Source organism: Janthinobacterium aestuarii (genome assembly GCF_046113285.1).
Classification (GTDB): Bacteria; Pseudomonadota; Gammaproteobacteria; order Burkholderiales; family Burkholderiaceae_D; genus Janthinobacterium.
In genome coordinates, this window is the sequence record NZ_CP142524.1 from 590,536 (window position 1) to 604,924 (window position 14,389).

Below are 14,389 nucleotides of genomic sequence, written 5' to 3' on the forward strand. Positions count from 1 at the left end.
GCCTACTCCGTGTCGAGAGATTTGATCGTTGGAATGACATTCCACCTCGCCTTCGCAGTACTCTGAGGGGAGGATAAAGGCTCAGGAGCAAGCGTACTTTTAGGACTATCGATCTGCTTAACCCGCTCAAGCTCGCTGCATTCACTGGCGGTCGATTTTGCATCGGTTTTACTTAGCTTGCGGCCAACGCCATTGGTCAGCTTACGAAGCCACTTCTTTGCCGCTTCGCTTTCGTGCTGAATTCGCGACATCAGCGTCCAGCGAGCAATACGGTTGGCGTTCGTGCCGAACCGCTTTCTGTCTGCATCGGAAAGTGCCTTTTTGATCTTCATTGCCTCTAAATGTGCAAACAGCGTTAGAGCGTCCGTGTAGTCCGGGTCAGTTGATTCTGCCATCAGGTATTCACCGCTCAAAGAAGGGTTCTCGAAGAAAACGGTTTGCAGATTCAACTCGTCGATTAAGATCGTGATCTTCGAATTACCTTGCGCTTCAAGAGCAATAAGAGCATGTGAATAGTAGTGCAGCCCTTCGAACTGAACCCGGCCACCATGGATGGTTCGCTCATATGGCCGTCTTGCCAGAATATCCACCTCTGCAGCCGTTAATTTCATTGGCCCCATCACACCCGCTTTTTCTTCCCATGCTATGACTGGCGCACGAAGCGTTCGTGAGTGAACTGTCTTGTGATAGACCTCTTTAATCCACTCGTCGACAAAGGACTTGACTTGCTGAATGGTGAACCGCGCATTTCGACTGGAGTCGTAGTCACCTCGTGCCGCAGGACTAGAAAAAGTCGTGCCCGCCAAGCTTTGTATCAACGCATTGGTTAAAGTTCTGAAGAAGGATTCCACGTGCGCTTTTCCATTCGGGTCTCGCGACTGTGCTGGCGAAATTGTTATCTTCAGCGTGCCGCATACCAAGATAAATGCTGAGTTCGCAAATTCGACACCATTGTCAGGAATGACTAACGTCGGGATGCCATACCTGACCAGCATGTCCTTGAGTGCAGCTAGCGCTGTAGTCGCGCTGGGATCGTACATGCTGATGTACGTGCCAACAATGCTCCGGGTATGCACATCAAGAACGGTAGTAAGGAATGGCCGTCCGAGTACGTCGCCAGTATCAGGATCAACGACCAGCACGTCCAGCTTGTGGGTATCCATTTGAACGATTGATAGACAATTTCGTGCTTTGATTGTTCTCCCTGCTGCACGTGCAATCTTGCTTGCGGCCAGCGGGCCCAACTGCGCGGATGCGACCGTATGCGGATCAAGTTGTTTTATCCGTCGCTGAATTGTACGGATAGATGGGAGTGCGACTTTGCTGGCATGAGAGTCGCAAAGACCAAGCTGTGCAGCTCTGCCGATGACCTGACTGTGCACTGCATCGCCACCGCCACGTTCACGCCGCAGGAACTGCTCCTCAATAGCCTCAGAAATTAGTTGCTCGACTTCGACAGCGAAGCGAATTGTCCGATTTCCGCGGCGAGAATATCTTGGCGGGAGAGATTCCTCCTTTCGCTGCTTGAAGTTAGCGATCCAATATGACACTGTTCTAACCGATGGCGGCTTTGCATCGGAAAGGTCCGCGCAAACAGTTCTGATTACCTCAGCCAGCGGTGCCCTCGCGGTGGGATGTGGCAGTGTTCGTATCGCTGCTTCAATATAACGATATTTTATGACGCTCGCATGGCTGCTGTACGTGTTGATAACTGCGTTGGTCGCGTCGCTGACATCAAGCGATCCTTGAATTTGCAGATCAAGAAATTTCGCATATGGCATCCGGTGGACTTGCCCGCCCGCACTGCTTGAGTAGCGAACCGTACCATCTGCTATGAAGCTGATCTCGAATCTTGCACCGTGTATGGTGAATCGTGTTCCCAGTTTCGGTTCAATAACGGATTTCATCTAACACCTCGCGATTTAAATGCATTGGCAGTCGGTTGAATGAAAGACCACAGCTGATGAAAGCTCAGAAAATCGATTATTTGCGCGGGTAGCCCATGTAGAGCCATCAGTTGATAGGCTGCTTCAAACGTACAGTTAGCATCGTGTGCAAGCAGCGATCTTGCGATGTCGGTCTGCGCTTGAGAGAAAGCTTGCAGGTGGCCGCGCGCATAACGTTGTAATAGCTCTTCCAATACCGGCGGGCTCGGTAAACTGTGTATGTCGATTAATCGGAAGCCGACGCCTGCTTGGCCCAGTACGTCTCGCATGAACGTGAACCGCTCCACGTCAGCTTTGGGAAGATGTTCGATAGATGGCTTTACCTCATGGACCTCGATTTGGCCACAAGTCGTCCGAATCAAGAAATCTGGATGTGCGAATCTTCCGCTTGGCAAGCAGACTCGAATTGCCTGTGTTCTATATTCTTGAACACTTGGAGAGCGTTCGAGAACTACCGCGTATGCAAGTTCGAGTCGACTTTCCAGCGGGATACTGCCCCCGCATTTGGTACTTGGGAATAGTGCAGTTCTTCTGCCCCTGCCACCCTGTCGGATTTTTCGGTCACCATGAAGGATACGGGCAAGGCTTGGCTGCTTTTGGAAAGCTTGGGATATTTGAATAAGTAGATCAGCAGATGTCGCTTTGGGCATAGGGTACTTCTGCGAAGCGACCCCGGATGGTGGAGTACGGCGTTGGTCGTAGAAAATTCCAGACATAGTTATCTTCCGAGAAATAGGTTGCACGGTACCGCTGCCCGCATGGGCGTACGCTACCGCGACGCGCCAACAAAAAAACGAAGGCGTGACTTGACTCTGGGTTGCATTCGGAAGAAACTACGGGTGCGAACCGTTGTGAGTGTCTTTCGATACTGCAACCGCAGGCGGACCCGAGAGGGTCCGTTTGTGTTTGGGCGGATAGGTTTGCTTCTTTAGTTCCTCCTATTCTTGATAGCGGCTTGTTGAAAAATCAAGATCAGGCTCTGTAATTCCATTCTTCATGCCCAAACGTACAGCGATAGTGTGACTTTTTCCGCGCGAAGGAACGCTGTGGCCTCGCAGAACTTGATACACCAAAGACGGACTGAATCCATTCTGTCTTGCCCACTCGGCAACAGAGACGCCGCGAAACTTGAAGTCTTGCAGTACGTCGTTAGCGGTGCGGTTCATAGATGTGCTCCAGTTTCTTGCTCAGTTGTGAGGGAACATACACGTTTATAAAAGTTCGCGCAAGTTATTGATTACATTGCACTTATTAGATTATTGTCGATGTATTTTTCTTACATTTCGACAGAATTTCATCTCATATTTCGCAAGATTGTTATCTGGATGATGCTTTGTAATTTGTTGTAATCGAGGCCGAAATACGCGGCAAACCGCCGCATGAACTACAGCAGGTACGAAAGCAACGATCACGACCATTGCTCGACGTTTCCCGCATCTGGCTACGCGCCACGCTTGAAAAGCTGTTGCGCAAGTCGGACACGGCGGCGGCGATCCGGTACGTGCTCAACCTGTGGCCGGCGCTGCAGCGCTACTGCAACAACGGCATCATCGAGATCGACAACTCGTGCGCCGAGCGGGCCCTGCGTGGTGTCGTCACCGGCTGGCGCAACTATCTGTTCGCCGTTACCGACAGCGGTGGCGAGCGCGCCGCCGTCATCTACTCACTGATCGGAACGGCCAAGCTCAACGACGTTGACCTCGAGGCCTGGCTGCGCCATGTGCAGGCCAATGTCGCCGATCATCCGGTCAATCAGGTCGACGACTTCCTGCCCTGAACTGCGCCGCGCAGTTCCCTTCGGTTTAAACAACACGCCGCTTCCCAGCGGTGTGATGCCATCATCTTCTAATTCATTGCCGGGTTCAAGACAGCGCTAGCTTTACGTTTACGGTGAAAGTGTTAAACGCTCTCGCTCGTCCTATGCGATAAACGGATCAAGGTGTGCTGATCGTGGTGGAGTGTCTTCAAAATCGCTCGCGAACGTGGCAATTTCGGTTGCCGCTTGAGCGCTTGTCTAGTGTAAGACGCGCTCCAGATGTCTATACGCGATCTTGGCCAGCATCGCCGCCTCAATACGGGTAATTGACTCTTTGCTCGTCGAGTGAGATGAGGATCAATTCGTTGCGAGCTGGGTAGCTAACAAATGCTCCGGGCAATGCCGCAACCGAAAAACTAATCCCAGAAATCGTAGTCGCGGGGACGACCATCCCATTCCTGATATAGCGCGCGGTTGCCCCAGTAAGACGCCCTGCCATCCATCACGGATCGAGTAGCACGAAACACTGTTTGCGTGTACTGATCCTGGAGGTAGGTGCCATCCAGTACTGGCATTCGTTGGCCTCGTTGCTCATCTCCTGAAATACATTTACTTGGGATCTGAGCCAGTAATGCCGATGTCTGGGTCTCCTTCAAGACGACGCAGAATGAAGTGTCTCCTCTTCCTCCAGCTAATAGACGGGGCGAGGTTCCGGCCAGCCGAATTTTTTCCATTAGCGGACGGAATGACTCAAACGCGAGCGCGCGATTGCGGGCTGTTCTTGCAATTTGCGCAGATTCTTCACACCACGCTTGTATGTCGGACCTTTCGACTAACTGAAGCAAATTTCGCTCACGAGCCCTGAATGCAAATTCTTTAACACCAGGCAGATACCTGGATGTGGTGACAAACAGCCCATGGTTCGCATCGGCACGTTTCACATGGGCCTCGAGCGCAGCGACTGCCTCTAAATGAATCGGCCGATTCGGCGCATATCTCTTAATCTGAACAAGCGTTAAGATATCTCCAAGCGGATCAGTCTGCCACAACCTTAGGTCAACCCCTTTGTCGCCAGACCGAGGCCCTAGTTCGGTCTTCCAACCTTTGGCCGCAAAAATACTACTGATAAGCTTTTCGAACTCGCGTGGAGGAACGCGGTGAAAGTCATCTGGATGATCTGCGAAGTATTGATAAAGGTCTCCGCTTACATCCGCTGAGTCTGCCTCAATGAGTCTGCACATCCATCGCCACTGCGCGTATCGGTCAAACTCCTTCTGTAATGCGGAGTTTTCGTCGATTAGCTGATAACAGGCAGTCCCCATGTTTTCGAGGGTAATATAGACGCCGATTTTTTCTAACTCATTGCTCAACTCTTGAGCATTGTCATCGTCCCAATTCAATGAGGACATTACCGGCCCATCGGAGCAAAGAAGCAGAATTGGTCCGCCTTCGCCTGGATCATCGTCGTAATGTTTGAGTGGATCTTTGTGGGCAGAATCGACCCAAAGCTCGTGACGCAGAGCCCAGTTCTCCGTGATCTCCTTAGCCTGCGCGATTAGCGCGTCCAAATGTGCATCCGGGTTTCTAGACATTTTTTGTTGCGCGTTTTTGTGCCATCCTGATTTTCTCATCAGCTTTGTGTCGACCTAAAGTCGTCGCCCTTTCCTGTCAAGAGCTCTCCGCCGGTTTGAGCGAGTGATGGTACCGAGTTTAGCAAGGGCAACGCCTTCAGGCTGATTGAAACATATCTTTACCCGGGTATGGGGGTAGCACCCATCGCCCAGTCAACCATCAGGGGCACGATTGCTTGGCTCATGCGTTACTAGCGCATCCCAAATACCATCCTCAAAGCGCTTTCGACATTAGGCGTCTTACTAGCGACGGATTTTGTGCTTATTCCGTCTGCGAAGTATGCAGCGCAGCGACATCTCACCATCGTAGAGGAAACTCGCACGCAGCCGATCAGAAGCGTTCACAAACAGGTTCTTGAGCAACAAGGAAAGCATCTCAAGAGAAAACACAATGCAGAGTCGATAATCGAGGGACCGATTGGCAGGGCAGAATCGTGTGTGCCTCCGTCGAACAGACCAGAGGCATAGCAAGCCAGAACAGCGCCCGTGTAACCCCGTGAGAGGTATAGCCAAGGAACCCAAAAGGGTACAATGCAATCAGTCCATTTACATAGTACAGACTTCAGTATGCGGAGCGCAACTCCTTTTTTTGTAATACCGTACGAAGATCAATCATTCCATCCCATCTATAGAACCAATCCCCTTCCTGAACAGCTTCGAAAAACGCTTTAGCACGCAGAGCAAGGTCAGTGCTATGATTCATTTCTACCACCGACTTCGCAAATGCCAATCGAGTTGCCGCATCATAAAATGGACATCTAATTACATCAAACACTAATAGAATATTTTCTGCCTTTTGACAGAAAGGAGAATAAGTTTTTGATTTGAAATTAGAAAGGCCATCAAGAATATAATTAGCTAAAGCTTTCTTTGATTCTAAAAAATTTGAACTATTTCCCATGTAGCGCAAAATTGATACTATCTCAAAGTAAGATAATTTATCTTTCCGCCTATCGCCCTCTATTATTTTCCCATCATTAATTTTAATATCAAAAATATTTAATAGTGAAGCCTCGCTAATTTTGTAATCACTGCCAAGTGAATCCATTATTACCAACAAATTAGATATCTCAACTATCTGAGGTTGGCCGGGGATTAATAAAGATTCAATAATAGTAAATATCTCATCAAAAATATATTTTTTTGTATTTTCTGCATTATCCCGTGGCATATCATCTACGGTACTCTTGATCAATAAAACAAATTCACTTAACTGATAAGTTGAGCGGACTCTCGGCGACATTGCAAAAACAAAAAGAAAAATATTTGTTAGCTGAGATATGAATTTCCAAAGCTTTTCAGATTTGGAAGGCTTTAGATTTTTTACATCAATTCTCGCCAATAAAACCCTGAGTCGCCGGATCAATCCGGAGTGGAAGTATGACGATACGTAGTCGAACGTAGTATCATGCGTAGTTACGATTAGTTTTAAATCGCGAATATAATTGGCTGCAACCGAGTCCGGGTACTTTAAGTATTTAGGAAATAGAATTTTTCCGTCTTTAGCGCCCTTTCCCACAGGCTCTGTCCCCTCAGCGGTTGCGGACACTGCTGTGGTGCCAGGTGCCATTACGGTTAGAGTGAATGCACCTGGCGTTGACGCGGTGGTGGAAACAGGTGGTGGTGCAGGAGCGTCTTCGTAGCAATTTTCCTGTTCCACTTGCTCCGTAAGACCATCAAAAAGGCGATCAATTATGCGAGCAGCCTCCACTTTCGCAAGTGTTTGCTTATTAGAAAAAGGACGAGTTAAGTTTCTAGTTTTGTTCTCATTAAAATAAAGCTTATACTTAGCCAAAAATATCGACAAACTCCTTTCTATATCACCGAGAAAATCTTTATCGTTGGAGAAAAGATAATAATCATCAACATATCGGCAAATTTGATAGTCTTTCCCATGCACCTTTCCATTTTTCTCCAATTCCTTTTCTAGGTCCAAATCAATCTTCTGGAAAATAATCTCGGCAAAAATTCGAGATGTTTCGGGTCCTACAATGATCCCATTGGTTTCATTGTAGTTGGAGTGCTGCATAATTTTATCTAAATCATTTTCGAACGCACTAGCATTCCCGTTACTTTTTGCAAATTCTTTACTTTTTACTGCCCATGAAATGGTGTGCGTATATATATGATAAAAACATTTAGAAACATCTAGACTTCGAAAATGTCGGTATCGCTTTTCTAGATCATGGAAACGCTTAGAGTCGAAAAATCGATATGCCATATTGTAGTCACCGTAGGCAAAGTATGATGACGCAGTAGTCGGCTGACGTTCGAACCCATCGCCGGCCAGTTCGACATCAGCGTGTCTACTCTTAAATCTTCTCCCAACATTTTTTTCAAAATAATGCTTGGCAACTCTTACAGGTTTACGAATAGAAAATGAACTACGGGCACAAAGATGTAAAATCAACGAATCGTATTTTTCGTAAATTGGTACGTACCGCAATTGAATTGCCGGATGCATGATAGATAGCAACCTGGCAGACGTATCACTTTTAATTACTTCATAATTATAAGGGAGAGTATAAGCCTTAATTTGAAAGAAACATCTCTGTATTTCTTTATCTAGTTTAGCGTACGTTCCATCTGCAATTCTAGAATAAAAAGAATCGTTGGAGAAAAAAATTGGCAATTCGTAAGGCAGAACTTCAGTTAAAAGTATTCTGTTATAGTCCGATTTTTTAAATAAGATCTTTTTGATGTTTTTATTCATTTCCAGCACCGAGCAATTTTTATAAGCGTTTCACGACCAAAGTCATATTTCAATTTACGTTCGTATCCAGTGAGGAATGAGTATCGCGCTAATTTTGCTCGATCAGCTTGAGTCATGGCCAAGGTTAATGCTTTTCCTAAAGCGCCACTTTTTGCAAATATTGCGCTTCGAGTAAATCTGTCCAATTCGGAAAGTTGAATTTTAACAATATTTATATCAGCTTTCGGATAGTTAAAGAATATCCCCGAGTAAAGTTGCCCATGCTTTGCTGAGCTTTTCATGGCCACGTTCGCGGTGAGAAATTTCAGTCTTAATGAACATAGCGCAATATCTCTGCTTTTCGCTAGATCATGCAAGCACCGCATGATTTTTGTTTTCATTTTCTTTATTTTCTTTTCCGCTATTTTTATCGTTAATCGCGGCTGTATATCATTTCCAATTTTTTCGGCGGCGCGTCCTGCAAATGTGTACCCAAGATAATCAAATTCGGATACCCCTCCGCCACATGAAAAAATCTTTCCATCGTGATAGATTATTTTTTCTTTTTCAAAATTCAGAATTAGAGGTTTTGGTAACAACTCCTTTACCTCTTTTATAACTCTTTCAGGATTTTCATAAGTAAAAACAATCATATCATCGACATATCTCGCGTAATAATAGACACCTGGAATACGCGTAACTAACTTGTCGAAATTTTTTAACGCAATTTCAGATAATGTTGCGCTGACTCCCAGTCCTCTCGGCAGACCACCTGCTTCGGTGAAAGCAGGTGTTCGAGTAAGCAAATCCAAAACACGTTTTGTATGATAACTAGGACGTGGATCAACTTTGATGACATTGATTAGATTTTTGCAATCAATATTATCGTAGAATTTTTTAATATCTAACTTGATGACGAAATATGGGACAGTCTCATTAAGCAACGATACTACTTGATCTATGATTTGCGAACGCGATGCTTGCTTGGCATCATGAAGCCGAGAGAGATTATCGGATAGCTTCCTGAGCGCATAGGTGTCTGTTCTATTTGTAGTTTTATATATAAGCTCGCCGTGACTGGCGATTTTGCACTGGTCTTTAAATGCAAAGCCAGTATGATGAATTTCGTTAGAAATCTGCTCTAAAACTTTCTTGTAGTCACTTTTACGCCGGCCAAGATTGTGCTTCCTTGGGTCCGCTTTCGTAGTTAATTTGAGGAAGTTTGATGCCGAAAAATTCTGATCTAGCATAAGAATGAGACATCACAAAGTGTTGGGGGTGCAACAATTATTGTTTAAAGTTTCTTTTTGGTAAAGTTTTATCTGCGCCAAACGTATTTTCGTTGCTTTTCGATACTTGTGTTGACTGACCGCGACGACAGAACTACCCTTGCTAAGAATCGAGGAACGGTTTAAGGGGCGGGGCAAGCGATGCCCTGAATATTCCATCTCTGTGCCGGTTTACATGAGAATTTTCGCTTGAACGCTGGAACAACTCTTCCATCCGCTCCTAAGCACGGCCTGCCCGCGGATACTCAATCCACAAGTCTCTGTTCATCTGGTAGATGCGTTCGTCATCGTCAAGAAAGAGCCAAGGTCTCACCCCTGGCTGCAGATGATTAAAGTCTTCCAACGCCGCAACCTCACATCAATGTCATCAAATGCCTCGATGATCTCGACTTCATTTGGCAGCCTTCGCCTCAGTCTCACGCACCTCAGCGATCCCTTGGAAAATAGTGTCATATTTGCTCAGCTTCGTAATCGTCAAACTTAAACGGCGGGAACTGACGTGAAACTCTACAAAGAATGGTGTGACGCCACCAAAGAAAAGAAGAGCCGCCAGCGCCATTGGACCTACGTCGAAAAGCCAGATGGGCGCGATAAGATTCATGAGCATCTTGTCGTCGCAGTTTGCTCGCACTGTGACAAGCTCGAACGAATAGCTGAAGATATCGGCTTATGAATACCCAATGATTAAGAGCATAAGCTATAGCCCTTCGCTGGATGACATTCCCAGGCCAAACAAGCCGAGTGCCCGCGTATGCTATCCGTACGATTCGCGGTGGACTTCACGACCGTTACTTCTTCACTACCTCAGACCGCTATAATGGCCTTGCAAAGCATGTTTGGCCGGTAACCTAAGGCTTTTTGCATCGGGATGGAGGCATGAGTACGAGGTTATGCGGCATTGTGGTTGCAGGAGTCGTCAGCAACTTGCATCCGAGCTTTGCATCGCGTGCAGGTTTATGCGTCGTCGCGTGCAACTTTATCTGTCGTCCGTGCAAACTTATGTGTCGCCCAACGGGCAGGTGCCAGAGGAGGTGTCGCCAACGCCGGCACGGAGCGTACAATACCCGTGTTCGGCGTGCTGGGCGGTGCCCCGCGTCGCCCGTGCTTGACCTTGCCCGTAGACAGGGCTACTATTAATGACTCAAAAGTAAGTTATTTGGAAAGACACATGCAAGCCCCGATTGATACCAAGCCCCGCTGGGAGCGGCGCAAGGATGCCCGCCCGCAGGAATTGCTCGCCGCCGCCCTCGACCTGTTTGTCGAACGGGGCTTTGCATCGACGCGCCTGGAAGATGTGGCCAAGCGGGCGGGCGTGTCGAAAGGCACCCTGTACCTGTACTTTGAGAATAAACAAGAGCTGTTCAAGGCCGTCGTGCGCGACAATATCGTGCAGTCGATCGGCGAGGCGGAAGACAGCATGGCCGCTTCGGACAGCACCAGCGCCGAATTGTTGCGCAAGGTAATGATGCAGTGGTGGGAAGAATTCGGCGCCACCAAACTGGCCGGTTTGACCAAGCTGATGCTGGCCGAAGCGAACAATTTCCCGGAACTGGCGCAGTTTTACAACGAAGAAGTCGTCGCGCGCGGCAATGGACTGATCGTCAGTCTGCTGGAACGGGGCATGCAGCGGGGCGAATTCCGCCAGATCGATCCCGTGCTGGTCAGCACCATCCTCAGCGCACCCGTCACCATGCTCATGATGTGGACGCACTCCTTCGTGCCGTGCGAGGTCAAGGATATCGATCCGCTCGCCTATATGGATGCCTTTATCGACATGAGCTTGCGCAGCCTGCAGGCGGAGGCGCCCGGGAAAAGCTGATGCACCGGGCCTGGCTACTACCGTTCAGTTACCCCTTTTCCAAGGTTCGCCCCCCCAAATCTGCAGATCGTCGCAAATTTCCTCCATTCCCCGCCTTTATGGTTAACATGTGCTTTCAGCCAGTTCAACGATAAAATGGCGGATTATTACTTCACTTACCGAGTCCAAAGATGAATATCGAACAAGCCCGCTTCAATATGATCGAACAGCAGATCCGTCCATGGGACGTACTGGATATCGACGTGCTGGAGCTGTTGAACGTGGTCAAGCGTGAAAATTTCGTGCCGGCCGCCTATAAAAACCTGGCCTTCGTCGATACGGAAATTCCACTGGGCGGCGGCGAATGCATGTTCACGCCAAAGCTGGAAGCGCGTATTTTGCAGGACGTAGCCGTCAAGAAGCATGAAAATGTTCTGGAAATCGGCACCGGCAGCGGTTACATGGCCGCGTTGCTGGCGCACAAGGCGCGTCATGTGACGAGCGTGGAAATCGTTCCCCAATTGAAAACCCTGGCCGAGCAGAACCTGGCCGCCAACGGCGTGACCAACGTGACCGTGGAACTGGGCGACGGCGCCCAGGGCTGGAGCAAGGGTGCACCCTACGACGTGATCGTCGTGTCCGGCGCCCTGGCCGTGCTGCCGGAAGCGCTGTTGCAACAAGTCAAAGTCGGTGGCCGCATCCTGGCCATCATCGGCGAAGCGCCGATCATGTCGGCGCACCTGATCACGCGCAGCTCGGACAAAGCCTATGACACGCGCAAGCTGTTTGAAACCAATGTCACGCCGCTGCAAGCCGTGGCACCGTCGCATTTCCAGTTCTGAGGCGACCGATTCGATGGAGCATTTGAGTGCACCGCAGCTGGCCGCCTGGCTGGCTGACCCTTCCCGCCCGCGTCCGTTCTTGCTGGACGTGCGGGAACAGTGGGAGTTCGACCTGTGCCACCTCGACGGTGCCACCTTGATGCAGATGAACTCGATTCCCGCGCGCATCGATGACCTCGATGAAGACGCCGAAATCGTCTGCATTTGCCATCACGGCATGCGCAGCATGCAAGTGGCGGCCTTCCTGGAGCGCAATGGTTTTGGCAAGATCAGTAATTTGACAGGCGGCGTGCATGCCTGGGCGCTGCAAGTCGACAGCGCCATGCCGAAATACTAAGTGAATTCGCAGTAGATGCACTTCCAGGCATGTTTTTCTGCATGCCTGCGGAGGCCTGTACCCCGCTCCTGCCGGCGCGGCCGCCAGGCAGGCTGTAACCGATTTTTGATTCCATCAACTTTTGACGACTCCAACGGAGAAATGCAATGCGGAAACCCCTTATCGCCGTGCTGATGACCAGCGCCTTTGTCTCGATGACATGCTCGCTGCAAGCGCAGGCGGCCGATCTCATCCAGGTGTACCAGCAGGCGCTGGCCAATGACGCGCAGTACGCCAGCGCGCGCGCGGCCCTGTCTGCCGGGATGGAGCGGGTTCCGCAGGGGCTGGCAGGCTTGCTGCCGCAAATCTCCGCCTCGGGCAGCAATACGCGCGGCAATCAGGAACAGATCATCCAGAACAATGGCGGCAACAAGATCACTTCGCCGTCCGTCAACGTCCGCGCGAACAGCTACAACCTGACCCTGGCGCAGCCGCTGTTCCGCTGGGACCGTTGGGAAACCTACCAGCAAAGCAAGCTGGCGCAGGCGATTGCCGAAGCGCAATTTGCGCAAGTCCAGCAAGACTTGATCACGCGCGTGGCGCAAGCGTATTTCGACGTGCTCAGCGCGCAGGACAACCTGGGCGCCACGCAGGCGCAAAAAGTGGCCACGACGGAGCAGCTGGCATCGGCCAAGCGCAACTTCGAAGTCGGCACGCAAACAATTACCGACACGCACGAAGCGCAAGCGGCCTATGACCTGGTGGTGGCGCAGGAATTTGCCGCCATCAATGACCTGGCCAACAAGCGCAGCGCCCTGCAAACCATCATCGGCGAAGCGCCGACGAGCCTGGCGCCAATGCGCGCGGGCGTGGTCATCAGCGCGCCGGAACCGGCCGCCATCGAGCCGTGGGTGAGCTCGGCGGAAGAGCAGAACTACAGCGTCGTCACGGCCCAGTTCAACGTGGAATCGGCCAAGCGTGACATCGGCCGCAACCGCGCCGGCCACTATCCGACCCTGGATCTGATCGCCAACACGGGCCACACCTACACGTCCGGTGGCGGCAATGGCAGCGGCAATAACAACAACGCCATCGGCGTGCAGTGGAGCATCCCCATCTTCAGCGGCTTTGCCGTGACGAGCAAGGTGCGCGAATCGATCGCGCTGGAAAACAAGGCCCGCAACGATCTGGAAACGGCACGCCGCACGGCATCGCAAGGCGCGCGCCAGGCGTTCCTCGGCGTCAACAGCGGCCTGGCGCAAGTCAAGGCGCTGGAAGCGGCGGAAGTGTCGAGCAAGTCGGCGCTGGAGTCGAACCAGCTCGGCTATCAAGTGGGCGTGCGCATCAATATCGACGTCTTGAATGCGCAGAAACAATTGTTCTCGACGCAAAAAGACCTGTCGAAAGCCCGCTACGACACCATCATGAACGGCTTGCGCCTGAAGGCCGCCGCCGGCACCCTGAAGGAAACGGACTTGATGCCCGTCAACGCCTTGCTCGTCAAGTAAGCGCGCTCTGCTCTACATGAAAACCAGCCCCGGCAACGGCGCTGGTTTTTTTTCGCCTTGACGTGTGCTCACACGGCGCGGCTGTTGGCGAACTGGGTCAGCACGACACCGGCCACCACCAGGCCCGCGCCGGCCCAGTGCAGCGGAGAAATATGCTTGACGGCAAAACCCAGCAAGCCGTAGCGGTCGATGGCCAGCGCGGCCAGCATCTGCCCGCCGATGACGGCTGCCATGAAGGGGCCGGAACCCATGCGCGGCGCCAGCATCAGCGCGGCCGTAATATAAAACACGCCGGCCGCGCCACCGAGCCAGGACCAGCCCGGCCCGCGCACGGCGAGGTGCAAATCGGGCGCCGGCACCCGCCAGGCCAGCATCACGAGCGACGCGAGCACGGCGCTGACGGCCAGCGAGGCGATGGTGGCCCATAGCGGGTGGCCCAGATTGCGGCCCAGCGCGGCGTTCGCGCCCGCCTGGAAAGGGACGACGGCGCCGGCCAGCATGGCCAGCGGGGCAAACAAGGTGATCCATCCGTGCATGTGTGACTCCCTGCGTGTTGAGTTGATGGCGTCATCGTATTATGCTGTCATTATTAAATCCAATTCGTATTTTGT

Annotated in this window: 12 protein-coding genes and 1 pseudogene; 5 read left to right on the plus strand and 8 right to left on the minus strand. The window is 50.8% G+C overall.

Annotated features, from left to right (window positions below; genetic code table 11):
• Positions 1-2 precede the first annotated feature (2 nt).
• From OX462_RS02645 to OX462_RS02655, 3 genes are all read right to left on the minus strand, one after another.
• Complete coding sequence (locus OX462_RS02645) at positions 3-1,907, minus strand: TnsB C-terminal domain-containing protein (RefSeq protein ID WP_409027711.1); 1,905 nt, start codon at positions 1,905-1,907, stop codon at positions 3-5.
• Entirely contained in the window at positions 1,904-2,596 is a 693-nt protein-coding gene (locus tag OX462_RS02650) for a hypothetical protein (protein WP_409027712.1), read from the minus strand. Before OX462_RS02650 ends, OX462_RS02645 begins: the two co-directional genes overlap by 4 nt.
• Positions 2,597-2,884: 288 nt before the next feature.
• Complete coding sequence (locus OX462_RS02655) at positions 2,885-3,112, minus strand: BcepMu_gp16 family phage-derived protein (protein WP_409027713.1); 228 nt, start codon at positions 3,110-3,112, stop codon at positions 2,885-2,887.
• 182 nt (positions 3,113-3,294) lie between these two features.
• On the opposite strand from OX462_RS02655, the pseudogene OX462_RS02660 reads away from it, so the two are divergent.
• A pseudogene (locus OX462_RS02660) lies at positions 3,295-3,723 on the plus strand (transposase); the annotation flags it as partial.
• A 395-nt stretch (positions 3,724-4,118) separates the two neighbouring features.
• Here the strand turns inward: OX462_RS02660 and OX462_RS02665 are convergent.
• The 4 genes from OX462_RS02665 to OX462_RS02680 form a co-directional block, all read right to left on the minus strand.
• Entirely contained in the window at positions 4,119-5,333 is a 1,215-nt protein-coding gene (locus tag OX462_RS02665; RefSeq protein WP_409027714.1) for a restriction endonuclease, read from the minus strand.
• Positions 5,334-5,895: 562 nt separating this feature from the next.
• Positions 5,896-8,046, minus strand: coding sequence for an antiviral reverse transcriptase Drt3b (gene drt3b / locus OX462_RS02670; RefSeq protein WP_409027715.1), 2,151 nt, complete (start codon positions 8,044-8,046; stop codon positions 5,896-5,898).
• Entirely contained in the window at positions 8,043-9,275 is a 1,233-nt protein-coding gene (gene drt3a / locus OX462_RS02675) for an antiviral reverse transcriptase Drt3a (RefSeq protein WP_409027716.1), read from the minus strand. Before drt3a ends, drt3b begins: the two co-directional genes overlap by 4 nt.
• Before the next feature lie 430 nt (positions 9,276-9,705).
• Positions 9,706-9,915, minus strand: a complete 210-nt coding sequence (locus tag OX462_RS02680) for a hypothetical protein (protein WP_409027717.1) — start codon at positions 9,913-9,915, stop codon at positions 9,706-9,708.
• Between the two features lie 567 nt (positions 9,916-10,482).
• Between OX462_RS02680 and OX462_RS02685 the strand changes: the two genes are divergently transcribed.
• The 4 genes from OX462_RS02685 (at position 10,483) to OX462_RS02700 (ending at position 13,778) form a co-directional block, all read left to right on the plus strand.
• Positions 10,483-11,133, plus strand: a complete 651-nt coding sequence (locus OX462_RS02685; protein ID WP_326459767.1) for a TetR/AcrR family transcriptional regulator — start codon at positions 10,483-10,485, stop codon at positions 11,131-11,133.
• Positions 11,134-11,303: 170 nt separating this feature from the next.
• Positions 11,304-11,954 carry a protein-L-isoaspartate O-methyltransferase family protein gene (locus OX462_RS02690; protein WP_070220472.1) on the plus strand — a complete coding sequence of 217 codons (651 nt, stop codon included), beginning with the start codon at positions 11,304-11,306 and terminating at the stop codon, positions 11,952-11,954.
• A gap of 13 nt (positions 11,955-11,967) precedes the next feature.
• Positions 11,968-12,291 carry a rhodanese-like domain-containing protein gene (locus OX462_RS02695; RefSeq protein ID WP_034788759.1) on the plus strand — a complete coding sequence of 108 codons (324 nt, stop codon included), beginning with the start codon at positions 11,968-11,970 and terminating at the stop codon, positions 12,289-12,291.
• Between the two features lie 146 nt (positions 12,292-12,437).
• Positions 12,438-13,778: a TolC family outer membrane protein gene (locus OX462_RS02700; RefSeq protein ID WP_070290871.1), complete on the plus strand. Its 1,341-nt coding sequence runs from the start codon at positions 12,438-12,440 to the stop codon at positions 13,776-13,778.
• Between the two features lie 68 nt (positions 13,779-13,846).
• Here the strand turns inward: OX462_RS02700 and OX462_RS02705 are convergent, their stop codons facing one another.
• On the minus strand, positions 13,847-14,314 hold the full coding sequence (locus tag OX462_RS02705) for a DMT family transporter (protein ID WP_070220468.1): 468 nt from the start codon (positions 14,312-14,314) through the stop codon (positions 13,847-13,849).
• Between the last annotated feature and the right edge of the window lie 75 nt (positions 14,315-14,389).

Excerpts from the sequence above, each read along its gene's own strand:
- OX462_RS02655 (WP_409027713.1), bottom strand. The coding sequence starts at position 3,112 with ATGAACCGCACCGCTAACGACGTACTGCAAGACTTCAAGTTTCGCGGC.
- OX462_RS02680 (WP_409027717.1), bottom strand. The coding sequence starts at position 9,915 with ATGAATCTTATCGCGCCCATCTGGCTTTTCGACGTAGGTCCAATGGCG.
- OX462_RS02650 (WP_409027712.1), bottom strand. The coding sequence starts at position 2,596 with ATGCCCAAAGCGACATCTGCTGATCTACTTATTCAAATATCCCAAGCT.
- OX462_RS02645 (WP_409027711.1), bottom strand. The coding sequence starts at position 1,907 with ATGAAATCCGTTATTGAACCGAAACTGGGAACACGATTCACCATACAC.
- drt3b (WP_409027715.1), bottom strand. The coding sequence starts at position 8,046 with ATGAATAAAAACATCAAAAAGATCTTATTTAAAAAATCGGACTATAAC.
- OX462_RS02695 (WP_034788759.1), top strand. The coding sequence starts at position 11,968 with ATGGAGCATTTGAGTGCACCGCAGCTGGCCGCCTGGCTGGCTGACCCT.
- OX462_RS02705 (WP_070220468.1), bottom strand. The coding sequence starts at position 14,314 with ATGCACGGATGGATCACCTTGTTTGCCCCGCTGGCCATGCTGGCCGGC.
- OX462_RS02690 (WP_070220472.1), top strand. The coding sequence starts at position 11,304 with ATGAATATCGAACAAGCCCGCTTCAATATGATCGAACAGCAGATCCGT.
- OX462_RS02700 (WP_070290871.1), top strand. The coding sequence starts at position 12,438 with ATGCGGAAACCCCTTATCGCCGTGCTGATGACCAGCGCCTTTGTCTCG.
- OX462_RS02685 (WP_326459767.1), top strand. The coding sequence starts at position 10,483 with ATGCAAGCCCCGATTGATACCAAGCCCCGCTGGGAGCGGCGCAAGGAT.
- drt3a (WP_409027716.1), bottom strand. The coding sequence starts at position 9,275 with ATGCTAGATCAGAATTTTTCGGCATCAAACTTCCTCAAATTAACTACG.
- OX462_RS02665 (WP_409027714.1), bottom strand. The coding sequence starts at position 5,333 with ATGAGAAAATCAGGATGGCACAAAAACGCGCAACAAAAAATGTCTAGA.